The following is a 17,862-nucleotide window of genomic DNA, read 5'->3' as shown; positions in this document are numbered from 1 at the left end:
GGACCGGCCGCACGAACTGCTCGCCGCAATCCCCTGGCCGGCCGCCGCGCCCATTTCCGAGGACGGCTGGTCACTCGCCTCAGCGGACGATGCCTGATTCCCAGGCCCAGACGGCGATCTCGGTTCGGTTGCGGGCCTGGATCTTGCGCTGGATCGAGGCCAGGTGTGACTTCACCGTCGACAGCGAGATCAGAAGTTCGTCGGTGATCTCGGCGTTCGTCCGGCCGCGGGCGACCGTCCGCGTCACTTGGAGCTCGCGTTCGGTCAGCGGTGGTGCGGCTCGGCGTGTCGTGCCGCTCGGCGAGCTGAAGTGCTGCAGGAGCCGGGCCGTGATCGACGGCGACACCAGGGAATCCCCGTTCGCAGCGGCATGCACGGCTTCGACCAGCAGCCGGGGACCGGCGTCCTTCAGCAGGAAGCCACAGGCGCCGGCCTGCAGGGCCTCGTGCACGAGTTCGTCGAGATCGAAGGTCGTGACCACCAGCACGCGCAGCGGGTCGGCCACCTCCGGTCCGGCGAGCAATCGGGTCGCGCTGAGGCCGTCCAGCTGCGGCATCCGGATGTCCATCAGCGTGACGTCAGGCCGCAGTTCCCGAGCCAGCGCGACCGCCTGCTTGCCGTCCTCAGCCTCGCCGACAACCTCCATGTCGGCCTCGCGCTCCAGGATGAGCCGGAAGCCGGTACGCACCAGTGCCTGGTCGTCCGCGAGCAAGATCCGCAAAGTCCGCGACGTCACGATGCCGTTCCCTTCTCCGGTCCCGCCGCCACCCCACCAGGTAGCGGGAGTTCGGCGAGGACGCGCCACCCGCGCTCGCCGTCGTCGTCTGCACCCGCTGTCAGCCTGCCGTCCAGCGCACCGATCCGTTCCTCCATGCCGATCAGTCCGTAACCGCCGGCGGCGCGCCGGGCACGTCCTGGCCGAAGACCGTCGTTCCTGACCTCGACGCGGAGCAGGGGCTTGCCCTGCCCGATCGTGGGCTCCACCGCGACCGTGACCGTTCTCGCGTCGGGCGCGTGCTTGCGGACGTTCGTCAACGACTCCAGGACGACGCGGTGCACGGTCGACACCGTCTCCGGCGCGACTGTGAGGTCCTCCAGGCTCGGCGCCAGCCGCAGGTCCACGTTCGCGTGACCTTCAACGGCCGACTCCACAGCCGCGACCAGATCACCGGAGGTGAGTGGCATGGCCGGCTCTGGGCTCCGAAGCATCGTCACCAGGCGCCGTACGGCGGCCAGTGCCTCGGCGCCGGCGCCCTCGATCTCACGCAGCAACTCCTGTTCGGGGCCCTCGGCAAGTACCACCTGGGCTGCCTGGGTCCGGACCACCACCCCCGTGATGTGGTGTGCGACCAGGTCGTGCAGCTCCCTCGCGAGCGCGAGCCGCTCCCGGTTCCGCGCCGCCGCCAGCGCGACCTCGCGCCGCGCGTCGGCGTCCCGCAGCATCAGCCCGATCGCGACGCTGCAACCCCAGACGATGGTCCAGAACACCGCAAGGGTGAGCGTGGTCGAATCCGTCCCGTAGCGGAGCATCGGCGCGGTCACGATCGCCAGTCCGCCGACGATCGCGACCGCGACCGCCGGCAACGGCCGCAGCCGATGGCAACCGGCTCCGATCAGCAGTGCCAGCGCGAGGGTCTCGGCGTCACCTCCGAACGGCGCGGCCGGCTTCGCGAAGAAGCCGACCGCGCTGCAGATCAGCGAAAGCGCGAACGCGGCCGCGACGAGCTCCACGATCGCTCCCGGATACCGGCGCCGCAGCAGCACCAGCGCGCTGATCACCACCCCGGACCCGAAGAACACGAGACCGCCCGGAGTGACCTGGTCGTGCAGGACCAGTCGGCGTACCGCTTCGTCACCGTTGAAGCCTGCCAGGGCCACCACCTCGAGGACGACCAGGATGCGGCCCAAGGTCCGGTTGGTACTTCGGATCACTGGGTACGTCGCCCTTCCTCGTCCTGCGGAACGACCATCATCGCGGCCCACGCCTCACGAACCGATCATCGGGGTGTTGCATCCGCGGAACAGTGGTAGTCGCGCTCCGGCAGCCGGCCGGTCAGGAGGAAGGCTGTCGCGGCCGTGTTCGCGCACTGGTTCTTGTTGAACAGGTAGGCGCCGTGGCCGCCCTGATCGGCCGTCACCATCCTGGCCCGGTCGCCGAACGCCCGCCGCAGCTGCTTGGCGCCGGCCAGCGGCGTCGCGGGGTCGCGGAGGTTCTGCACCATCAGCACGTTCGACGGGCCGTCGTCGCCGACCTTCACAGGCTCCTCGCTCGGCTTCGGCCAATAGGCGCACGGATTGATGTTCGCTCCGGCCGCACCGAACAGCGGATGCCGGATCCGGTCGATAACCACGTTCCGCTGGTACGACTTCAGCGATGTCGGCCAGTCCGAGTCGTTGCAGATCATGTAGTACCGCGCGGAAATGAGGTTGTCCGCACCGGCCGCGATCGCCTTGGCGGTCTCACTGGCGGGCAGCGGCGGGGGTGGCTGGTTCGCCTCGAGCGCCTTGACGACCCCGGCGAGGGTGGGCAGCTGCGTCGCGGCGTACGAGTAGCCGAACGTGATCAGCCGGAGCAGCGCCCCGTCCCACATGACATCCGGGCCCTTGACCGGCGTCCTGTCCAGGCGCGCGGCCAACTGCAGGTACCTCGCCTTCACCTGTGCGGCGGTCCGGCCGAGGCCGTACTCGCGATAGTTGGCGGCGACGTACTTCGCGAAGTCGGGGAAGCGGTCGTCCACGCCCTGCGACCACAGCCGCTGGCTCTCGTAGTCCCAGCCGGCCGGACCCAGGTTGCTGTCCAGGACCACCCGGTCGGTACGCTTCGGAAACATCGTGGCGTAGACGGCGCCGAGGTAGGTGCCCCAGGACGCCCCGAGGAACGACGCCTTCTCCTCGCCTAGCGCGGTCCGGATGCTGTCCAGGTCGCGCGCGGTGTTCTTGGCGCTGACGTACGGCAGCATCCAGGCGGTGTCCGAGGCCGCGCACTGCTCAGCGATCTGCTGGGACTGCTCGGCCCGCTTCGCGACGTCGGCCGCGTTCCGCGCGTACGGCGGGATGTTGCCGAAGAACTGCTGTTCCTCGGTCAGGTCACACCTCACCGGCGTACTCCGGCCCATCCCCCGCGGGTCGAAGCCGATGAGGTCGTAGCTGTCCAGCACAGCCTGCGGCATCTTCGCTGTCACCAGGAGCGCCAGGTAGCCGAGCCCCGGGCTCGGACCGCCCGGGTTGGTCAGCAAGATGCCCCGGCGCTTCTCCGGCTTCTTGCTGGGGAGCCGCGAGACCGCGATGTCGATCGTGCGGCCCTCGGGCTTCTGGTAGTCCAGCGGGACCTTCAACGTCCCGCACTGCATTCCCTCCGGCAACGGCAGTCCGTCGCCGACGTCCTTGTCGCACTCGCCCCACTCGATGTCCTGCTTGGGCGTGGCAGTGTCCGCAGCGGTCACCGTCCTCGCCTGCGAAACCCCCGAAACCGTCGCTGTTGCCACTAAGGCAACCGCGACGGCGATGGTCACGACCTTTCGCATCCTGACTTTCCCTCCAGCCGGCACACGTTTCTGACGGCAGTCACTCTGCCGATCAGCACCGTCCGTCCACATCAAGCGCGCGACTGGTTCGCACCCCGGCCGAAAGTACTAGGCCACTTTCCGTGCCTGGCTCCGGAACTGTGCCGGCGACGAGCCGACCACGCGGCGGAACGCGGTGCTGAACGCGCTCTCGGACAGGTAGCCCGTGGCCCGTCCGATCTCGGAGATCGACAAGGTGTCGCGGGCGAGAGCGTCGCGCGCGAGGCTCATGCGCCACTGGATCAGGTACTCCAAGGGCGGAACGCCGACGTGGCTCTTGAAGGCCTGGGCGAACGCCGAACGCGACATGCGGCTGATCTCGGCAAGCTCCTTGAGACTCCAGGAGTGGGCCATGTCCGCGTGCACGGCGCGCAGCGCCGCACCGATACCGTCCTCGTTCAAGGCGCCCAGCCAGCCGGTCGGCCGGTCCGTCTGCCCGGCGTGGGCACGCAGCATGTGGACGAGCAGGATTTGTGCGAGGTGGTTCTGCACCAGCGGGCCGCCGGCGGCGGTGATCCCGACCTCGGTGGCCAGGAGATCGATCAGCTGCCCGAGCCGCCTGCCGTGCGGGTCGGACTCGCGGACGAGCACGAGCGGCGGCAGGAGATCGGTCAGGAGGGCCGCGTTGCTGTCGTCGAACGCGATGTGCCCGACACACAGGTACAGGTCGTCCTCGGACTCCGGGCCGATCCGCACGAACCCGTCTTCGGCACCCGCCCACATCGTCGCCGCAGGACGCGGGCTCGCGTCGAGCGTGCTGGCGAGCACGTACGGCGGAGGGTTGCCCAGCATGAACGTGTCACCTTCCTGCAGGAGCACAGGTTCGTGTCCTTCGAGGATCAGCCAGCACGTGCCGCGCACGAGGCCGCCGATCCGCACGTGCAAGAACGGGTCGAAACGCAATGCCCACTCCCCCACGGCTCGGAGGTTGGGCCCGATCACTGTGCGGGGCCTGAGAAGACCGATCGCGTCAGCCACTGGATCCCGAAAGCCGAGCACCAGCCACCCCTCCTGGACGATACATAAAGAACTCCGGACTGTGCGTTATGGATCGTACTCGACTCGTCCAGCACTATCGATGTCGAACGATCTATCGATAGTGACGGAGAGACTCATATGGGACAGCTGGAAGGCAAGACGGCTGTGGTCACCGGAGGAAGCAGCGGCATCGGTCTGGCCACCGCCGTACGCCTCGCGGACGAGGGCGCGTACGTGTTCGTCACCGGACGGCGCGAGGCCGAACTGGAAGCCGCGGTCACAACCATCGGACCAGACAGGACCACCGCGGTCGCCGGCGACATCTCGAAACTGGAGGACCTGGACCGGCTCTATGCCGCGGTCCGGACGCGAGGCAACGGTTTGGACGTGCTCGTGGCGAACGCGGCAGTCGGCGCGTTCGTGACGCTGGAACAGACCACCGAGGAACACTTCGACCAGACCTTCGACATCAACGTCCGAGGCACACTGTTCACTGCGCAGAAGGCGTTGCCGCTGCTCAACGACGGAGCCTCGATCGTCCTGATCGGTTCGACCGCCGCCGATCGCGGAGTCGAAGCGTTCGGCGCGTACGCCGCGTCGAAGGCAGCCGTCCGGTCCTTCGCGCGGACCTGGTCGAGCGAACTCAAGGACCGCGGCATCCGAGTCAACGTCGTCTCGCCGGCCTGGATCGAGACTCCCGGGGGCACGGCCGCTTTCGGCGACGAAGAGACCGCCCGGGCCGTGAAGGACAATGTCGCCGCGACGGTAGCGAGAGGCCGCATGGGCCGACCTGAAGAGGCCGCCGCAGTCGTGGCCTTCCTGGCCTCGGAAGAGAGCAGCTACATCGTCGGCGCGAACCTCTACGTCGACGGAGGGGCGAACCAGATCTGAGCGGCAAGATCTGGCCGCGGTGGGGCCCAGTCGCGAACGATTGACTCAGTGAGCGAAATCCACTACGAGTCGAAGTGGCGGCTCCACGTGGAGCCCGCGCACGGGCGGCAGATGATCAAGAGCATTCTGCCGTCGGAGGTTCCGGTCCGACTGACCGATCTCAGAGGTGCTTTACGGGCCGTCGACCGCCAGGAGCGTTCCTCGTGCTCAACGGGTGTTTCGAACTCGCCGTCGCCGACGAGCTCATCGAGCGCAATCCGGACAATCGAAGAGACCGCGGCCCGGCAGGCGCGACGTGATGTATTTCCCTGCCCTCCTCACTGGTCCGAGTCATAGGAGCCGACCCGATACGTGGTCGGGCCGTGCAGCAGGGGGCAAGATGACTGACTCGCGGGCACAGGGGAATCCGGCGCCACACTCGGCTGGGCCGGCGCTGCGGCGCAAGCAGGTGTGGATCCCGCTGGCTGTCGGCGCGGTGATCGTGTTGGGATCGACGTTCTTGGGCGGCGACGTACCAACAGTCGTTTACGTCGCCGCCGGGGTCGGCCTGATCGTGTTGGGTCTGCTGCGACTGCTCGGCTCGATCGACGAGCGATCACGCCACAGCAGGGACCTGTGGCTGGCTACTGCGGTATGGCTCAGCGGATTTGTGTTGATCGGCATCTGGCTGGTGGCCAAGGTCGATGGTCTTGGGGTCATCGGATCGGTCGTCGGGTACGTCGCCTTCGGGCACCTGCTGCTCGCGGCCCGCGCCAGTACCCGCGGCGCACCCTGGCGAGGCGCCGTCATCCTTGCGATCTGTATGGGGGGATTCGTCGCCGGGCTCTTGTTGATATCTTCGACGGATCCCGGCGCGTGGTGGCCCTGGGTTCCGCTGGTCCTCCTGAGCGGCTCGGTCCTGGCCGCACCGGTAGGCGTGTCCCTGTTGTCCGCAGACTTCCTCCGCCGGCCAGGTGTCATGGCTCGCCGCACCCGAAACATCCGGACCTTCACCGTGCTCGGTGGTCTGATTGTCGTCATTCTGACAGCTGTCCTGCTGCGGCAGCTCGCACAGGTCTATTGGCCCGTGCTGGTAATCGGTGTTGCCGGGTTCTTCCTGCTCGGCCTGATCGCGGCAAGAACGCAGGCCGATACCGTGCTGATCGCCTTGATGTTGTTGGTCCTGGCGGCCATCGCAGCGCATCCGAGCCCCGTCGCGCCCGCGCCGGGCGCCGGCCGGATTATCGTCGCTCTGGGCGACTCATACATGTCCGGAGAGGGTGCTGGTTCGTTCTTCAGCGGCACGGATGGCGCCGGCGCAAACGAGTGTCGCCGGGCTCCTACCGCCTATCCCTTCGTCTTTGCCAAGGATCTCGGCGCCAAGGACTATCCGGGCGGCGTAGTCTCGTTCGCCTGCTCGGGTGCCCGGGCCGCGCATCTCAACCTCCCTGCGGCCAAGGGGGTTCCGCAGTATCCAGGCGAGCCGGTGGGCGGCTCCGCCGGCCAGACCCAATTCCAGCAACTCGAGGACTTGCTTGGCCGGCGCGGCGCGGATGTCGATCTCATCCTGCTCGACATCGGCGGCAACGACTCTGGCTTCGCCACCATCGGGACGACGTGCATGGCCCCCGGACACTGCGACGAGTTGGAGAAGCTCTGGACCGGAAACCTCGGCAACGTCCGCCGCGCGATCCGGACCACCTATGCCTCGCTCAAGTCGATCCTCGAACAGCGCGGCCTCCGGATCCCGGTCCTGGTCGTGCCCTACCCTGACCCGATCGCGCCGCGGAGGTGCCCGGATATCGCATTGGCTCAGACCGAGATCGATTTCCTGCACCGGTTCATCACCCAGCTCGACACTGTGATCAAGGGCGAGACCGATGCGGCCAAGTTCCTCTACATGGACTCGATGCAGACCGCGTTCGTCGCGAACAAGCTGCGGCTGTGCGACGGTGGACCGAAGACTGGAGTGAACTTCCTCAGCGCGCAGTCGATCAACGGCTCAGTCGAGGCACAGGTGTATCCCAAGAACTGGGTGCACAACAGTCTCCATCCGAATGAGGAGGGCACAATCAGATGGCGGCCACCCTCTCAGCATGGCTGACCGCGCATCCGCCGCACGACCAAACCTACGTCGACGCACCGACAGTCGGTCCGCCGGAGGCCACCCCACCCTGCGGTCTGGCTGAGCTCGACGTGCAGACAACCGGCAGGCGATGCGACAGCGAGGCACAGCGCTGGGCGCTCGGCAAGATCAAGAACGGATTGCTACCAAGCGTGCCCGTCATCACAATCCTCGCCGCCGGCGCGTGGCTCCTCTGGATCGCCGAACTCGGCAGGTACCGCAACGGCACCGGGATCCTGCGCCGCGTTCATGACCGCCTCCGTCGATTGCTAGGAAGCTCCGCGAAGCGGGAACCGGGCACTGCGCCGTCGGGCTGATCCGGCACTCACACAACCGGCGTTACACCGAGCCTACTCAGCTCCGCCGAGGTGTCAGTCGTGAAGCAGTGGACGTTCGGTGGGGATCGTCACAGGAGGCGTTTCAGACAGCTGGGCAGGGCGGATCTCGCTGAAACATCCCGAGGACAGGGCCACCTTGTCGCCGTCCGGGAAGATGACTTCGGCAGTGGAACCAGGTGGCACGTCGACGGTGATCTCGAAGGCGCCGTCCTCGATCTGCCACGCGACCTCGATGGTGCCTTGAGGACTTTCGTAGGTGCCTCGGGCCCACGGGATTTCCGGATGCGGGACCGGTTCAACCACGAACGACTCCCACGCGACAGAGCCCTCGGCCTGACGCAGGCCGAGGACGTGCGTGTGCAGGAAGTGCACGACGGCGCCCTTGCTGTAGTGATTCAGCGACGCGTGCGGGTATCCGTCGTCGTCGATCCCGTCCCATTCCTCCCAGATCGTGGTCGCGCCACGATCCAGCATCGCGAGCCACGACGGGGGCGTGCGCTGGAAGAGCAGGTCGTACGCGACATCGGCGTACCCGTTGTCCGCGAGCACCGGGAGCAGCTCCCCCGTCGACAAGAAGCCGGTCCCGAGATGATTGCCCGCGGCCCGGATCAGTTCGACGAGCCGGCGCAGCGCCGCCTCGCGCAGCTCCTCCGCCACCAGGCCGAACGACAATGCGCGTACGTAGCCTGCCTGGGTGTCGCCGGACGTCCGGCCTGACTCGTCGAGGAACTCCGTACGCCACGCCGCCCGTACCTGATCCGCAAGCTCGGCGTATCGGGCGGCATCGGCCGATCGGCCCAAGATCTCACCGATCCGCGCGAGCGCGGCGCTCGATCGGTAGAGGTAGGCCGTAGCGACCTCGCCCTTGTCGGACTCCTGCCACGCCGCCCACCCGGCCGGATCGCTCAACGGCGGATTGATCCACGGTTCGGCCCATTCGCCCCAGTGATAGGTACCGTCCCAGATGAACTGCTCGTGCGGCAACGGTACGGCGGAACGCTCGACGCGCGACGGGTGCCGGTGCGTGCGCGCGGCGTCGGCCGACCACTCCACCCAACGCACCATCGCGTCCCAGTTCTCGGCCAGTACCTGCTGGTCGCCGTACGTCGCGTACAGCTCTAGAGGGACGTAGACGATCGCATCTCCCCATCCGGCCGAGCCGGTGGACTTCGCCAGGCGCTCTTCGAGGTTGAGCTTGGTACGCCGGCCGTCCGGTGAGAAGTTCGCGATCCGTCCATCGGACAGCTGGTCGTCCCGGACCGATCGCAACCACTTCCGGCTGAACCCGTGAACGTCGTACAGCCGTGCCGCGGCCGGCGCGAAGACCTGGTAGTCGCCGGTCCACCCGAGCCGCTCCCGGGTCGGACAGTCCGTGGGTACATCGACCGCGTTCCCGCGGAAGCTCCACACCGCCACGTCGTGAAGACGGTTGAGGTCGGCGTTACCGCATTCGAAGGTCGCGGTCGGCGTGAGGTCGGAGTGCACCACGTGCATGGTCACGCTTGCGGGGTCGAGCGCCGCACCGTCGCGGCGGATGCGTGCGTACTGGAATCCATGGACAGTGTGGCGCGGCTCAAAAACCTCGCGTCGCCCGGCGGACACGACCTCATCGCGTTGCACGAACACGATCGGTGGGCTTCCGGTCAGGAACGAGTCGAGATGAGCGAGGTCCAAGTCGCCGTCGGCGTCGACGAACTCGCCGTGGTCGATGACCGTACGGCTGCCGGCCGGTCCGAGGTCGTCGAGCGAGATCCAGCCCGCCGCGTTCTGCCCGAAGTCCGCGACCCAGCTTCCAGGCTCGACCTGCCGCAACGAGACGGGCGGCCGGGACTCGATCCGGCGGACCGGGGGCGCGGGCGACCAGTCGATGTCGGGGGCAACTACCTGTTCGACCCACACCGGGTGCGGTACGTCGGGCAGCGCCCCGAAGTCGACCGCTTGCCCCTCCATGAGGTCGGCGCGCGTGATCTTCGATCGGGTGCTGGTCCAGGTGCCGTCCGTGTGAACCACCTGCCGCGTCCCGTCGGCGTAGCAAAGATGGAGCTCCGCGCGAGCAGCCGTCGTCGTGCCCCATCCGGACGGCAGGCGGAAGCCGCCGGTCTTGCCGCGGAACCAGCCGTCCGACAGCAGAATCTCGAGCTCGTTGGCGCCTCGGTGAAGCGAAGCCGTGACGTCGATCGCCTGCGCGTACACCGTGCGGTCATACGACGTGGATCCCGGCGTCAGCTCGGCGGTACCGGCCCGCCGGCCGTTCACGAACGCCTCGTAGACACCGAGCGCGGTGGCGTAGAGCCGCGCGGACTTCACGTCACTCGGGAGCTCGAAGCGCGTCGACATCAGGTAGGCGGGGCGGTTGCCGTAGCCCTCGTCAGCACCTTCGACCGGGGAGATCCATCGAGCGGTCCAGTCGTCGGTGAGAAGGCCGGCCTCGAACGCGCTCGGCTCGGACCAGTCCGAGTAGCCGTGATCGTCCTGCACCCGGACACGCCAGCTCACTCGCTGGCAGCTTCGGAGCGCTGCCCACGGCCACGGGATGAACAGGTGGTCCGCCGACTGCTGAGTGACCCGTGCGAGCGGCGTGTCGTCAACGGTCGCTTCAAGTTCGTACGCCGACTGTCCCGTGGCTGTCCGCGGGAGCCGCCACGAAAGCCTCGGAGACGGGCCTGACACGGCGAACTGGTCGCCACCGCTGTCGATCCGGAGCCGATCCGGAGCTCCACTCATGTGTTCCTCGCTCTGTTGGCAGGCATGCCGCAGAGACTCGGCCGGAGACGACCGAGTCGCGCGTTGGGCTGTATGGATGTCAGCGCGAACGCTGACGTGCAGACTCTCTCCGTGGCGTCCGCCGCGGAATACGCGCCGTACTGGCACGGATGATCAACTCGTGAGGCAGGATGGTCGACTGCGCTGCCGGCTCGCCGTTGACCTGCAGCATGAGTTGCGCGACAACCTGCCGACCGTACTCGGCGTCCTCGACCCTGACGGTTGTGAGGGGCGGCAGGAAGTGGTCCGACCCCGGCGCATCGTCGTAGCCCGCGACACTGACATCTTCCGGAACCCGGCGTCCGGACTCGGTGAGTGCGTGCACAACTCCGAGGGCCATCTCGTCGTTGGCCGCGAAAACCGCAGTCACCGAAGGATCCTCGGCGAGCTGCCGACCTGCCCCGTACCCGGAACCGGCGGTCCAGTCACCCGCCAACGGCTCAGGCACCTCCGCACCAGCCCGCCGTAACGCATCCTGCCAGCCGACGAGGCGGCGCTGGCTCGAGATCCAGTTGAGCGGACCTGCCACGTGGTGGACCGTCGCATGCCCGAGCGACAGCAGGTGGTCCACCACGTCTCCTGCCGCCTGCGCCGCGTCGGCGTGGACAGCAGGACCGTCGTACTCGGGAACCTCACTGGTGGCCACCAGGGGCAGGGTGGTGTCTAGTGCTCGCAAGGTCTTCGCAGCGGACAGCCACGGGGCCATGAAGATCACGCCGTCGCATCCGGCCCGGGCCAGGCGATCGATGCCGGCCTGAACAGTGGCTCTATCGAAGCTGGCGAACGTGGCGACGCTCACGCCGAGGCCAAGTTCCGCGGCGGCCTGTTCGACGCCGATCATGATCGAGATGGCGCCCAGCCCCATCTGCCGGTCGGTCAGCTGATGGGTCAGCAGGCCGACGCTGTGCCCGCGCCCGGTGGACAACGCTCGCGCGATCGGGTCCGGACGGTAGCCGAGGGCCTTGATCACACGCCGCACGCGGGCGGCCGTCCGCGCGTTCACGTTCTCGCCGCCGCGGGCGACCCGGGAGGCGGTCTGGCGCGAGACCCCTGCCGCGCGGGCCACATCGGTCAGTGTGGCCCGCACCACGGGACCCCGGTTTTCTGACGGCACCTCGTTCAACTCTTCCCCGCCTTTCTCCCGACCACAGCAGCCTACTTGACCGCGCCGCTGCTGATTCCTTGCACGACTTGCCGCTGGGCGAGTACGTAGAACACCACTACCGGCAGCACCGAGATCGCGGTCGTGGCCAACAGGATGTTCTGCACGGGCGTCTCGGCCGACACGAAATTCATCAAACCTCGTTGCACCGGCATCAACGTGTCGTCGTCGAACAACACCAGGGCCAGCAGGTACTCGTTCCATACCGACAGCCCTTGAATCACCGCGACGGCAACCAGGCCAGGGCGCGCCAGCGGCAGAATCACCCGCGCAAAGGTGTTGAAAGCCGAGCTGCCATCGATGGCAGCCGCTTCCTCGAGGTCCTTCGGCAGGTTCGCGAAGAATCCACGCATGATCAACGAAGAGATCGGAATCCCCGCGGAAATCAGAATCAGCACGTAGCCGAGCCGGCTGTTCGTCAGCCCGAGATTGACCATCAGCTTGTACTGCGCGATGAACGACGCCGGCGCGGGAATGATCATCACCGCCAGCAGCCCGAACGTGACCGCGGACTTGCCCCGGAACTCGATCCGGGCCAGTACATATCCCGCCATGCTGGACACGAGCAGGATGCCGGCCACCGCTGACACCGTGTAGATCACGCTGTTCGGCAAATAGGTGCCGAGATCGCCGTCCGTCCACGCCGTCACGTAGTTCGACCACTGCGGCTTCGCCGGCAACAGATCCTTACCGCGGTAGAGCTCGCTGCTCGTCTGCAACGAACCGACCAACAGCCAGACCATCGGGAACAGCGCCCCTATCGCGGCCACCACCAGCAGACCGTACAAGGCACCTCGACCAGCCAGAACTCTCATTTCCGCCTCCGGGACAGCCAGAGATGCAGCATCGCGAGGAGGACCAGCGCGCCACCGAAGATCACCGACATCGCCGCCGCCGACCCGAAGCGTTGATTGGTGAACGCTTCCTGATAGATGCGCAGCGTCGGCACCATTGTGTGATGGCCCGGTCCACCGTTGGTCAGCACCTGCACGGTGCCGAAACACCTGCAGGGCTCCAAGCAGCGTCAGCAGCGACACGATCGCCGTCACGGGTAACAGTTCAGGCCACGTGACATACCTGAACTTCGCCCATCCCCGGGCGCCGTCCAAGCTGGCCGCCTCGTACAACTCCACCGGCACGTCCTGAAGTCCGGCCAGGTACAGAATGAACCCGAACCCCCAGTGGTACCAGAGGAACACAGCCGCCACCGTAGGCAATGCGGTCCCGGGATCCTCCAGCCAGTTGTGCTGCAGCCCGGACAGACCCACCGCCCCGAGCAGGCGATTCAGGATCCCCGCGTTCGGGGCGAGCAACCACGAGAACATCATGCCGATGACCACGACGGAGAACACGCCGGGCAGGTAGAACGCCGTACGGAAGAACGCCTTGCCACGACGGACCCGATTCACTGCGATCGCCATCCCCAACGACAGTGCGTTGCCGACGACGAACCCGACCAGGCCGAAGATCAGCACATTGCGCATGGACGACCAGAAGATCATGTCGTGCAGGACGAACCGGTAGTTGGACAGCCCAACGAATGGCGCGGACGTGCTGACGCCGTCCCACTGCTGGAGGCTCATCACGAGCGCCTGCACGAACGGCACGAGTGTGAAGACCGCGAGTAGCAGCACCGCCGGTAGCAGGAACGCGTACGCCATCAGCTCCCGCCGGCGGGCGAGCGGACTGCGGCGGCCGGTTCTCGGGCGGGCTCGAGCGAGCTCGACTCCTTCGAGCGGACGGACGGTCACTTGACCCTCTTCTGCGCCGTCTCCATCTCGCCGAGCACCTGGTCGACCGTCTTCTCCTTCAGCACCAGGCCCTGCACGCCGCTGACCAACGCCGTGCGGACGTCAGCGACAAGCGGCGACGGGACGATCTCGATCGCGTCGACTAGCGATGCGAAGCCGGCGACCTGCGGCGGCAGATCCGTCGCCTTCACCTTTGGGTTCGCCGGGATCAAACCGACCTCGTCGGCGAACACCTTCGCCTGCTCGGGCTCGGTCAGCCACTGCACGAACTTCACCGCGGCGTCGACGTTCTTTCCCTTCGGGTTGATGCACGCGCCCTTGCCGACGCCGCCGTAGACCCGCGGCTTATGCGTCCCGTCGGTCGCCTTCGGAACACCCATCGAGACGTACTCCGTGAAGTCCGGAGCAGTCGCCCGCGCCACCCCGATCGCGACCGACGCGTCGAAGATGACCGGCGTGTCCTGGACGTTGAAGAACCCCTTCTCCACCGTCGGGTTGTCGCCGTCACCACCCGGCAGCGTCTTGTTCACGATGACCCCGGCGTCCCTCAACTCGGCAAGCAGTTGCAGCCCCTTGCGCCAGCCGTCTGCCGTCCAGCTCGCCTTCCCCGCGAGCGTCGCATCGATCTCGGCATCGCTCAGCCAATTGGACACGTGGCTGAACAGGAAGCGGTCCGCCAGGGACGACGCCATCAAGAACGCACCGTTGCCGGACTTGGCGGAGATCTTCTTCAACTGCTCGATCCACGCGTCCGTCGTGGCCGGCGGAGTCCTCGGATCGACCCCGGCCGACTCCAGCGTCTTGGTGTTCAGCAGCAGCCCCATGGTCTGGATCTCCCAATGCGCCGAATAGATCCCGGGCGCCAGTCCGCTTGCTGTTCCCGCCTTCACCGTGGTCAGGTCCAGCGCGATCGGAGCGAAGTTGTCCTTCCACTCCCCGGTCAGCTTGGGCTGCAGGTTCATCGCCCAGCCGGCCTTGTAGTACGGAACCATCTCGGACAACGTCAGCGTCGAGTAGATGTCCGGCATGTCGCCCGACTGCGATTTCGCCTGCAGCTTCGCCGGGAAATTCGACGGTCCGGGACTGTCGATCGTGACCTTCACACCGGTCTGCTTCTGATACGTCTCGACCAACTTGTCCAGCGCCTTCGCCTGGCCGCGAGACTGGTTCATGAACGTCAGCGAGGTCGAGCCACCACCTGCACTCTTGGTGGAGTCCTTCCCACACCCGGCCAACGCCGATCCGGAGAACGCAGCGCCGGCGGACACGGCAGCCAGCCCGAGCAATCGGCGGCGCGTCAGTCGATTTCCTACGCCTGGTTTGGGCATTGTCGTCCCTTTCTCGCCGTACGCCATGAACACAGTTCCCGGCCGCGGCCCCCGAACCCGCACGGAAACACGCTGCGCAAAACCACCTCCACGGACGCCTGATCGCCGTTGGCAGCCTTGCTGATACCGGTAACATCTTGTTACCGGTATCAATCCCTGTCAACACCGCACATTGACCGGATCCGGACGCTGGCGAGCCTCCCTTCAGTCGGCCGGCACGCGCCCGGGGCGGTGGCGGTCACACGAACACCCGGGGGTCCAACTCTTCGGCGAGGCCTTGGCGAGGGCGGTGAGTGCTGCCTTGGCCATGCTGTAGGTGGCGGGGGCGCCTGCGGGCATTCAGGCGACGGTGGAGGAGATGTTGACCTCGCTCCGCGGCGTTCGATGAGGCTGTGCAGTCGACATCGAGGAAGTCTTCCGTTCGAGCAGGCAGCCGAGGCCCACCGGCGGGGCGAGGAGGGGCCATACCCGCCGCAAGCTGGTCCTCCGCGTTGCCGCCTGGTTCGACAGGCGGGCCGGGTAGTTGGCCAGCTCTGTTCGGGACCGGACGGCGAGTTTGCGATAGACACGCGTCAGGTTGGCTTCGACGGTTTCACAGACAAGAAGAGCTGGTCCGCGGTCTCCTGGTTCGATGCGCCCGACGCCACCTCCATGCCATACCGGATATCAACCGGGTAGAGGTCTTCAATGAACTGCTCGGTGTTGATGAAAGAGTACGCCTCCGCAGCCGCCGCGATCGGCGCCGAGCTTGGAACCGGCTTCCAGAAGACGGCCTTGCATTTCTTGTTCGCGCTAGATTTCTCACCCGCGTCGATGGCGTCCAGACTGACCTCAGACGCTCTCTTGGTCTTGCGTCGGAACAGCTTCTTCACCCGCACTCGCTGGCGGCTCGCTACTGCGGCGTAGAACTCGCGGTTCTCCTCTTCGGAGAGGAACTTGAAGAAGTCGCGGGCCATCAGGCCGTAGCTCGACGTCGACGCCTCGTCGTAGTCGAGTTCGAGGGCAAAGAGGCCGGTGTAGCTGTTGCAACACTTCGTCAGCAGACCGGCGAGCCGATCAAGGCCTGAGGCCGATCAGTCAGTTCTCGCCACGCGCGCGAGCACCGCCGCGATTGTGGCGTCGAGGGTGAACTCGAACTCGGCGTGACTGTCGAAGCGGGCGAGATGCTGGGCCGATTCGGCGACCGCAGGGAAGGTCGAGCGTTCCAAAGCCCGACGTCGCTCGCTGATGCCTTCGGTGTCGCTGACGCCGAACGTCGCTCCGGCGTGCACCTCGCGGAGGACGGCGCCGACAACGGTGGCGACCAGCAGGCGAAGCAGGTGGACGGATTGCTCCGGTGACGCTCCGGCCCCGCGCAGGACGGACAGGACCGCTTCGATCGGGGCGAGGGCAGGCATCGACAGCAGTTGGCGGGTGAGCACAAGGGTTGCGGCCTGCGGATGGGCCAACGCACTGTCGCGGAACGCCTGTGCGATGGCGCGCAGGTCGGTCGCGGCCGAGCCGGTGAGCTCGGGGACCCGCATCTCGTCGAGGATGCGCTCGGCGACCGCGTCGAGCAACGCATCCTTGCCGTCGACGTGGTTGTAGAGACTCTTCGCGTCGACACCGAGCTTTCGGCCGACGGCCCGCATGGTCACCGACGCGACTCCGTCGACATCGATGACCGCGATCGCCGCGTCGACGATTGCGGCCCGCGACAACTGCTCCGCGCCTTTCGGCGGCCGGCCGCGACGGACCGGCCGGCTGGGCGTGCTGTCGCGGCTGATCGGGCTCATGCGGTTCATCATGCCGCACACTTGCCGAAACCCACAACGTGGATTAATGTCGGCAGTAGAAACCCACGCTGTGGATAAGGTTGCTGGAAGGAGGGTGTGGGCCATGTTGTTTCCATGGACTGCCACCGAGGTGGCCGACCTGCCGACCACCGGGACCCGGGTCGACACCCTGACCGACCTCTCCGCGGCGCCCGGTGGTCCGGGCGCCCGGCTCAGCAAGGGTCGTGAAGAGGCCGCCGCGTTCCGTCGTGAGTTCCCCGGCACCGGGACCCCCGACGACGTCGTGACCTGCGACCTGGTGACGTTGCCCTACCCGACCCGCTTCGGCCTGTTCCGCGCCTCCCGTGCCATCGCACCGTTCTTGTCGATCACGAACCGGATGCTCGTGATCCGCTGGCGCGACAGCGACGGGCGCCGGCGGGTGTTGCTGTTCGAGCCGAGCGACGTCGAGTTCGGCCGCTACACGCCGTACTTCGACGACTTGGTGCAGCGAACGCCGGGCTTCGTGACACGCGTCATGCTGACCGAGCACGGCACCGTTCTGGGGCACCTGGCCAGGCTGGGCATCACACCTGAGCAGGTCGATTACATCCTGTTCGACCACCTGCACACACAGGATCTGCGGCGCTGGATCGGTACGACGGCGTACCAGAACGACCTGCACGGGCAGCCGGCCGCGACGTTCCCCAACGCCAAGGTGATCGTCCAGCGTGACGAACTGGCCGGCATGGCCGACCTGCACCCGTTGCAGAAGCCGTGGTACCAGCCGGACACCTACCGAGATGTCCCCGCCGAGGCGTTCCTGCCGATCGAGGGTTCTGTCGTTCTGGGCCCGGGCGTCGCTGTGATCAAGACGCCCGGTCATGTGTTCGGCAACCAGAGCCTGGTGCTGAACACCTCGACAGGCATCTGGGTCAGCAGCGAGAACGTCATCGCCGCAGAGGCGCTGACCCCAGAACACTCACGCCTGCCAGGCCTCGCCAAGTGGGCGGGCGCGTGGCAGCAGGAGGTCGTACTGAACGCCAACACGATCGAGACCACCGCCGATCAGTACAACTCGGTGATCCTGGAGAAGACGCTGGCCGACCGCAGTCAGGCCGACTCCCGGTTCCTGCAGTTCTTCCCGTCCAGCGAGCTCACCGGAGCCTGGACGAACCCCGGTACCAGGCCGACGTTCTCGCACGGCCACATCACTCACCACTGCTGACG

General features: G+C 66.9%; 14 protein-coding genes. 4 read left to right on the top strand and 10 right to left on the bottom strand.

The features are described from left to right. Positions 1-79: 79 nt before the first annotated feature. The 4 genes from AB0I12_RS05300 to AB0I12_RS05285 all read right to left on the bottom strand — a co-directional run bounded on the left by AB0I12_RS05300 (position 80) and on the right by AB0I12_RS05285 (position 4,541). Positions 80-736 (bottom strand): response regulator transcription factor, encoded by a 657-nt coding sequence (locus AB0I12_RS05300; protein WP_359924824.1) that lies wholly within the window; start codon positions 734-736, stop codon positions 80-82. After that, positions 733-1,908 (bottom strand): histidine kinase, encoded by a 1,176-nt coding sequence (locus AB0I12_RS05295; protein WP_359924821.1) that lies wholly within the window; start codon positions 1,906-1,908, stop codon positions 733-735. The genes AB0I12_RS05300 and AB0I12_RS05295 overlap by 4 nt, the downstream gene beginning before the upstream one ends. 89 nt (positions 1,909-1,997) lie before the next feature. After that, positions 1,998-3,443 (bottom strand): alpha/beta hydrolase, encoded by a 1,446-nt coding sequence (locus AB0I12_RS05290; protein WP_359924818.1) that lies wholly within the window; start codon positions 3,441-3,443, stop codon positions 1,998-2,000. Positions 3,444-3,632: 189 nt separating this feature from the next. Beyond that, positions 3,633-4,541, bottom strand: coding sequence for an AraC family transcriptional regulator (locus AB0I12_RS05285; RefSeq protein ID WP_359924816.1), 909 nt, complete (start codon positions 4,539-4,541; stop codon positions 3,633-3,635). A 138-nt stretch (positions 4,542-4,679) separates the two neighbouring features. Here AB0I12_RS05285 and AB0I12_RS05280 point away from each other — a divergent pair, with 138 nt between their 5' ends. The 3 genes from AB0I12_RS05280 (at position 4,680) to AB0I12_RS05270 (ending at position 7,853) form a co-directional block, all read left to right on the top strand. Then, on the top strand, positions 4,680-5,432 hold the full coding sequence (locus tag AB0I12_RS05280; RefSeq protein WP_359924814.1) for an SDR family oxidoreductase: 753 nt from the start codon (positions 4,680-4,682) through the stop codon (positions 5,430-5,432). 379 nt (positions 5,433-5,811) lie between these two features. Continuing rightward, positions 5,812-7,515, top strand: coding sequence for a GDSL-type esterase/lipase family protein (locus AB0I12_RS05275; RefSeq protein WP_359924811.1), 1,704 nt, complete (start codon positions 5,812-5,814; stop codon positions 7,513-7,515). Then, entirely contained in the window at positions 7,488-7,853 is a 366-nt protein-coding gene (locus AB0I12_RS05270; protein ID WP_359924808.1) for a hypothetical protein, read from the top strand. The genes AB0I12_RS05275 and AB0I12_RS05270 overlap by 28 nt, the downstream gene beginning before the upstream one ends. Positions 7,854-7,907: 54 nt before the next feature. Here AB0I12_RS05270 and AB0I12_RS05265 read toward each other — a convergent pair whose 3' ends face one another. From AB0I12_RS05265 to AB0I12_RS05240, 6 genes are all read right to left on the bottom strand, one after another. After that, positions 7,908-10,370: a family 78 glycoside hydrolase catalytic domain gene (locus AB0I12_RS05265; RefSeq protein ID WP_359924805.1), complete on the bottom strand. Its 2,463-nt coding sequence runs from the start codon at positions 10,368-10,370 to the stop codon at positions 7,908-7,910. A gap of 307 nt (positions 10,371-10,677) precedes the next feature. Continuing rightward, positions 10,678-11,751 carry a substrate-binding domain-containing protein gene (locus AB0I12_RS05260; RefSeq protein WP_359925128.1) on the bottom strand — a complete coding sequence of 358 codons (1,074 nt, stop codon included), beginning with the start codon at positions 11,749-11,751 and terminating at the stop codon, positions 10,678-10,680. A gap of 41 nt (positions 11,752-11,792) precedes the next feature. Next, a complete protein-coding gene (locus tag AB0I12_RS05255) occupies positions 11,793-13,550 on the bottom strand; it encodes an ABC transporter permease subunit (protein WP_359924804.1) in 1,758 nt (585 codons plus the stop codon). Beyond that, positions 13,547-14,722 (bottom strand): extracellular solute-binding protein, encoded by a 1,176-nt coding sequence (locus AB0I12_RS05250; RefSeq protein WP_359924802.1) that lies wholly within the window; start codon positions 14,720-14,722, stop codon positions 13,547-13,549. Before AB0I12_RS05250 ends, AB0I12_RS05255 begins: the two co-directional genes overlap by 4 nt. Before the next feature lie 728 nt (positions 14,723-15,450). Next, positions 15,451-15,834 (bottom strand): hypothetical protein, encoded by a 384-nt coding sequence (locus tag AB0I12_RS05245; protein ID WP_359924799.1) that lies wholly within the window; start codon positions 15,832-15,834, stop codon positions 15,451-15,453. 117 nt (positions 15,835-15,951) lie between these two features. Continuing rightward, a complete protein-coding gene (locus AB0I12_RS05240) occupies positions 15,952-16,653 on the bottom strand; it encodes a TetR/AcrR family transcriptional regulator C-terminal domain-containing protein (protein WP_359924797.1) in 702 nt (233 codons plus the stop codon). A 103-nt stretch (positions 16,654-16,756) separates the two neighbouring features. Here AB0I12_RS05240 and AB0I12_RS05235 point away from each other — a divergent pair, with 103 nt between their 5' ends. Then, positions 16,757-17,860: a hypothetical protein gene (locus AB0I12_RS05235; protein ID WP_359924794.1), complete on the top strand. Its 1,104-nt coding sequence runs from the start codon at positions 16,757-16,759 to the stop codon at positions 17,858-17,860. Positions 17,861-17,862 lie beyond the last annotated feature (2 nt).

Source organism: Kribbella sp. NPDC050459 (assembly GCF_040655315.1).
In the GTDB taxonomy this organism is placed as follows: Bacteria; Actinomycetota; Actinomycetes; order Propionibacteriales; family Kribbellaceae; genus Kribbella.
Note: the sequence above shows the minus strand (reverse complement) of the source record. Positions and strands in the feature narration are given on the sequence as shown.

Excerpts from the sequence above, each read along its gene's own strand:
- AB0I12_RS05280 (WP_359924814.1), top strand. The coding sequence starts at position 4,680 with ATGGGACAGCTGGAAGGCAAGACGGCTGTGGTCACCGGAGGAAGCAGC.
- AB0I12_RS05275 (WP_359924811.1), top strand. The coding sequence starts at position 5,812 with ATGACTGACTCGCGGGCACAGGGGAATCCGGCGCCACACTCGGCTGGG.
- AB0I12_RS05270 (WP_359924808.1), top strand. The coding sequence starts at position 7,488 with ATGGCGGCCACCCTCTCAGCATGGCTGACCGCGCATCCGCCGCACGAC.
- AB0I12_RS05250 (WP_359924802.1), bottom strand. The coding sequence starts at position 14,722 with ATGAACCAGTCTCGCGGCCAGGCGAAGGCGCTGGACAAGTTGGTCGAG.
- AB0I12_RS05245 (WP_359924799.1), bottom strand. The coding sequence starts at position 15,834 with ATGGCCCGCGACTTCTTCAAGTTCCTCTCCGAAGAGGAGAACCGCGAG.
- AB0I12_RS05240 (WP_359924797.1), bottom strand. The coding sequence starts at position 16,653 with ATGAGCCCGATCAGCCGCGACAGCACGCCCAGCCGGCCGGTCCGTCGC.
- AB0I12_RS05235 (WP_359924794.1), top strand. The coding sequence starts at position 16,757 with ATGTTGTTTCCATGGACTGCCACCGAGGTGGCCGACCTGCCGACCACC.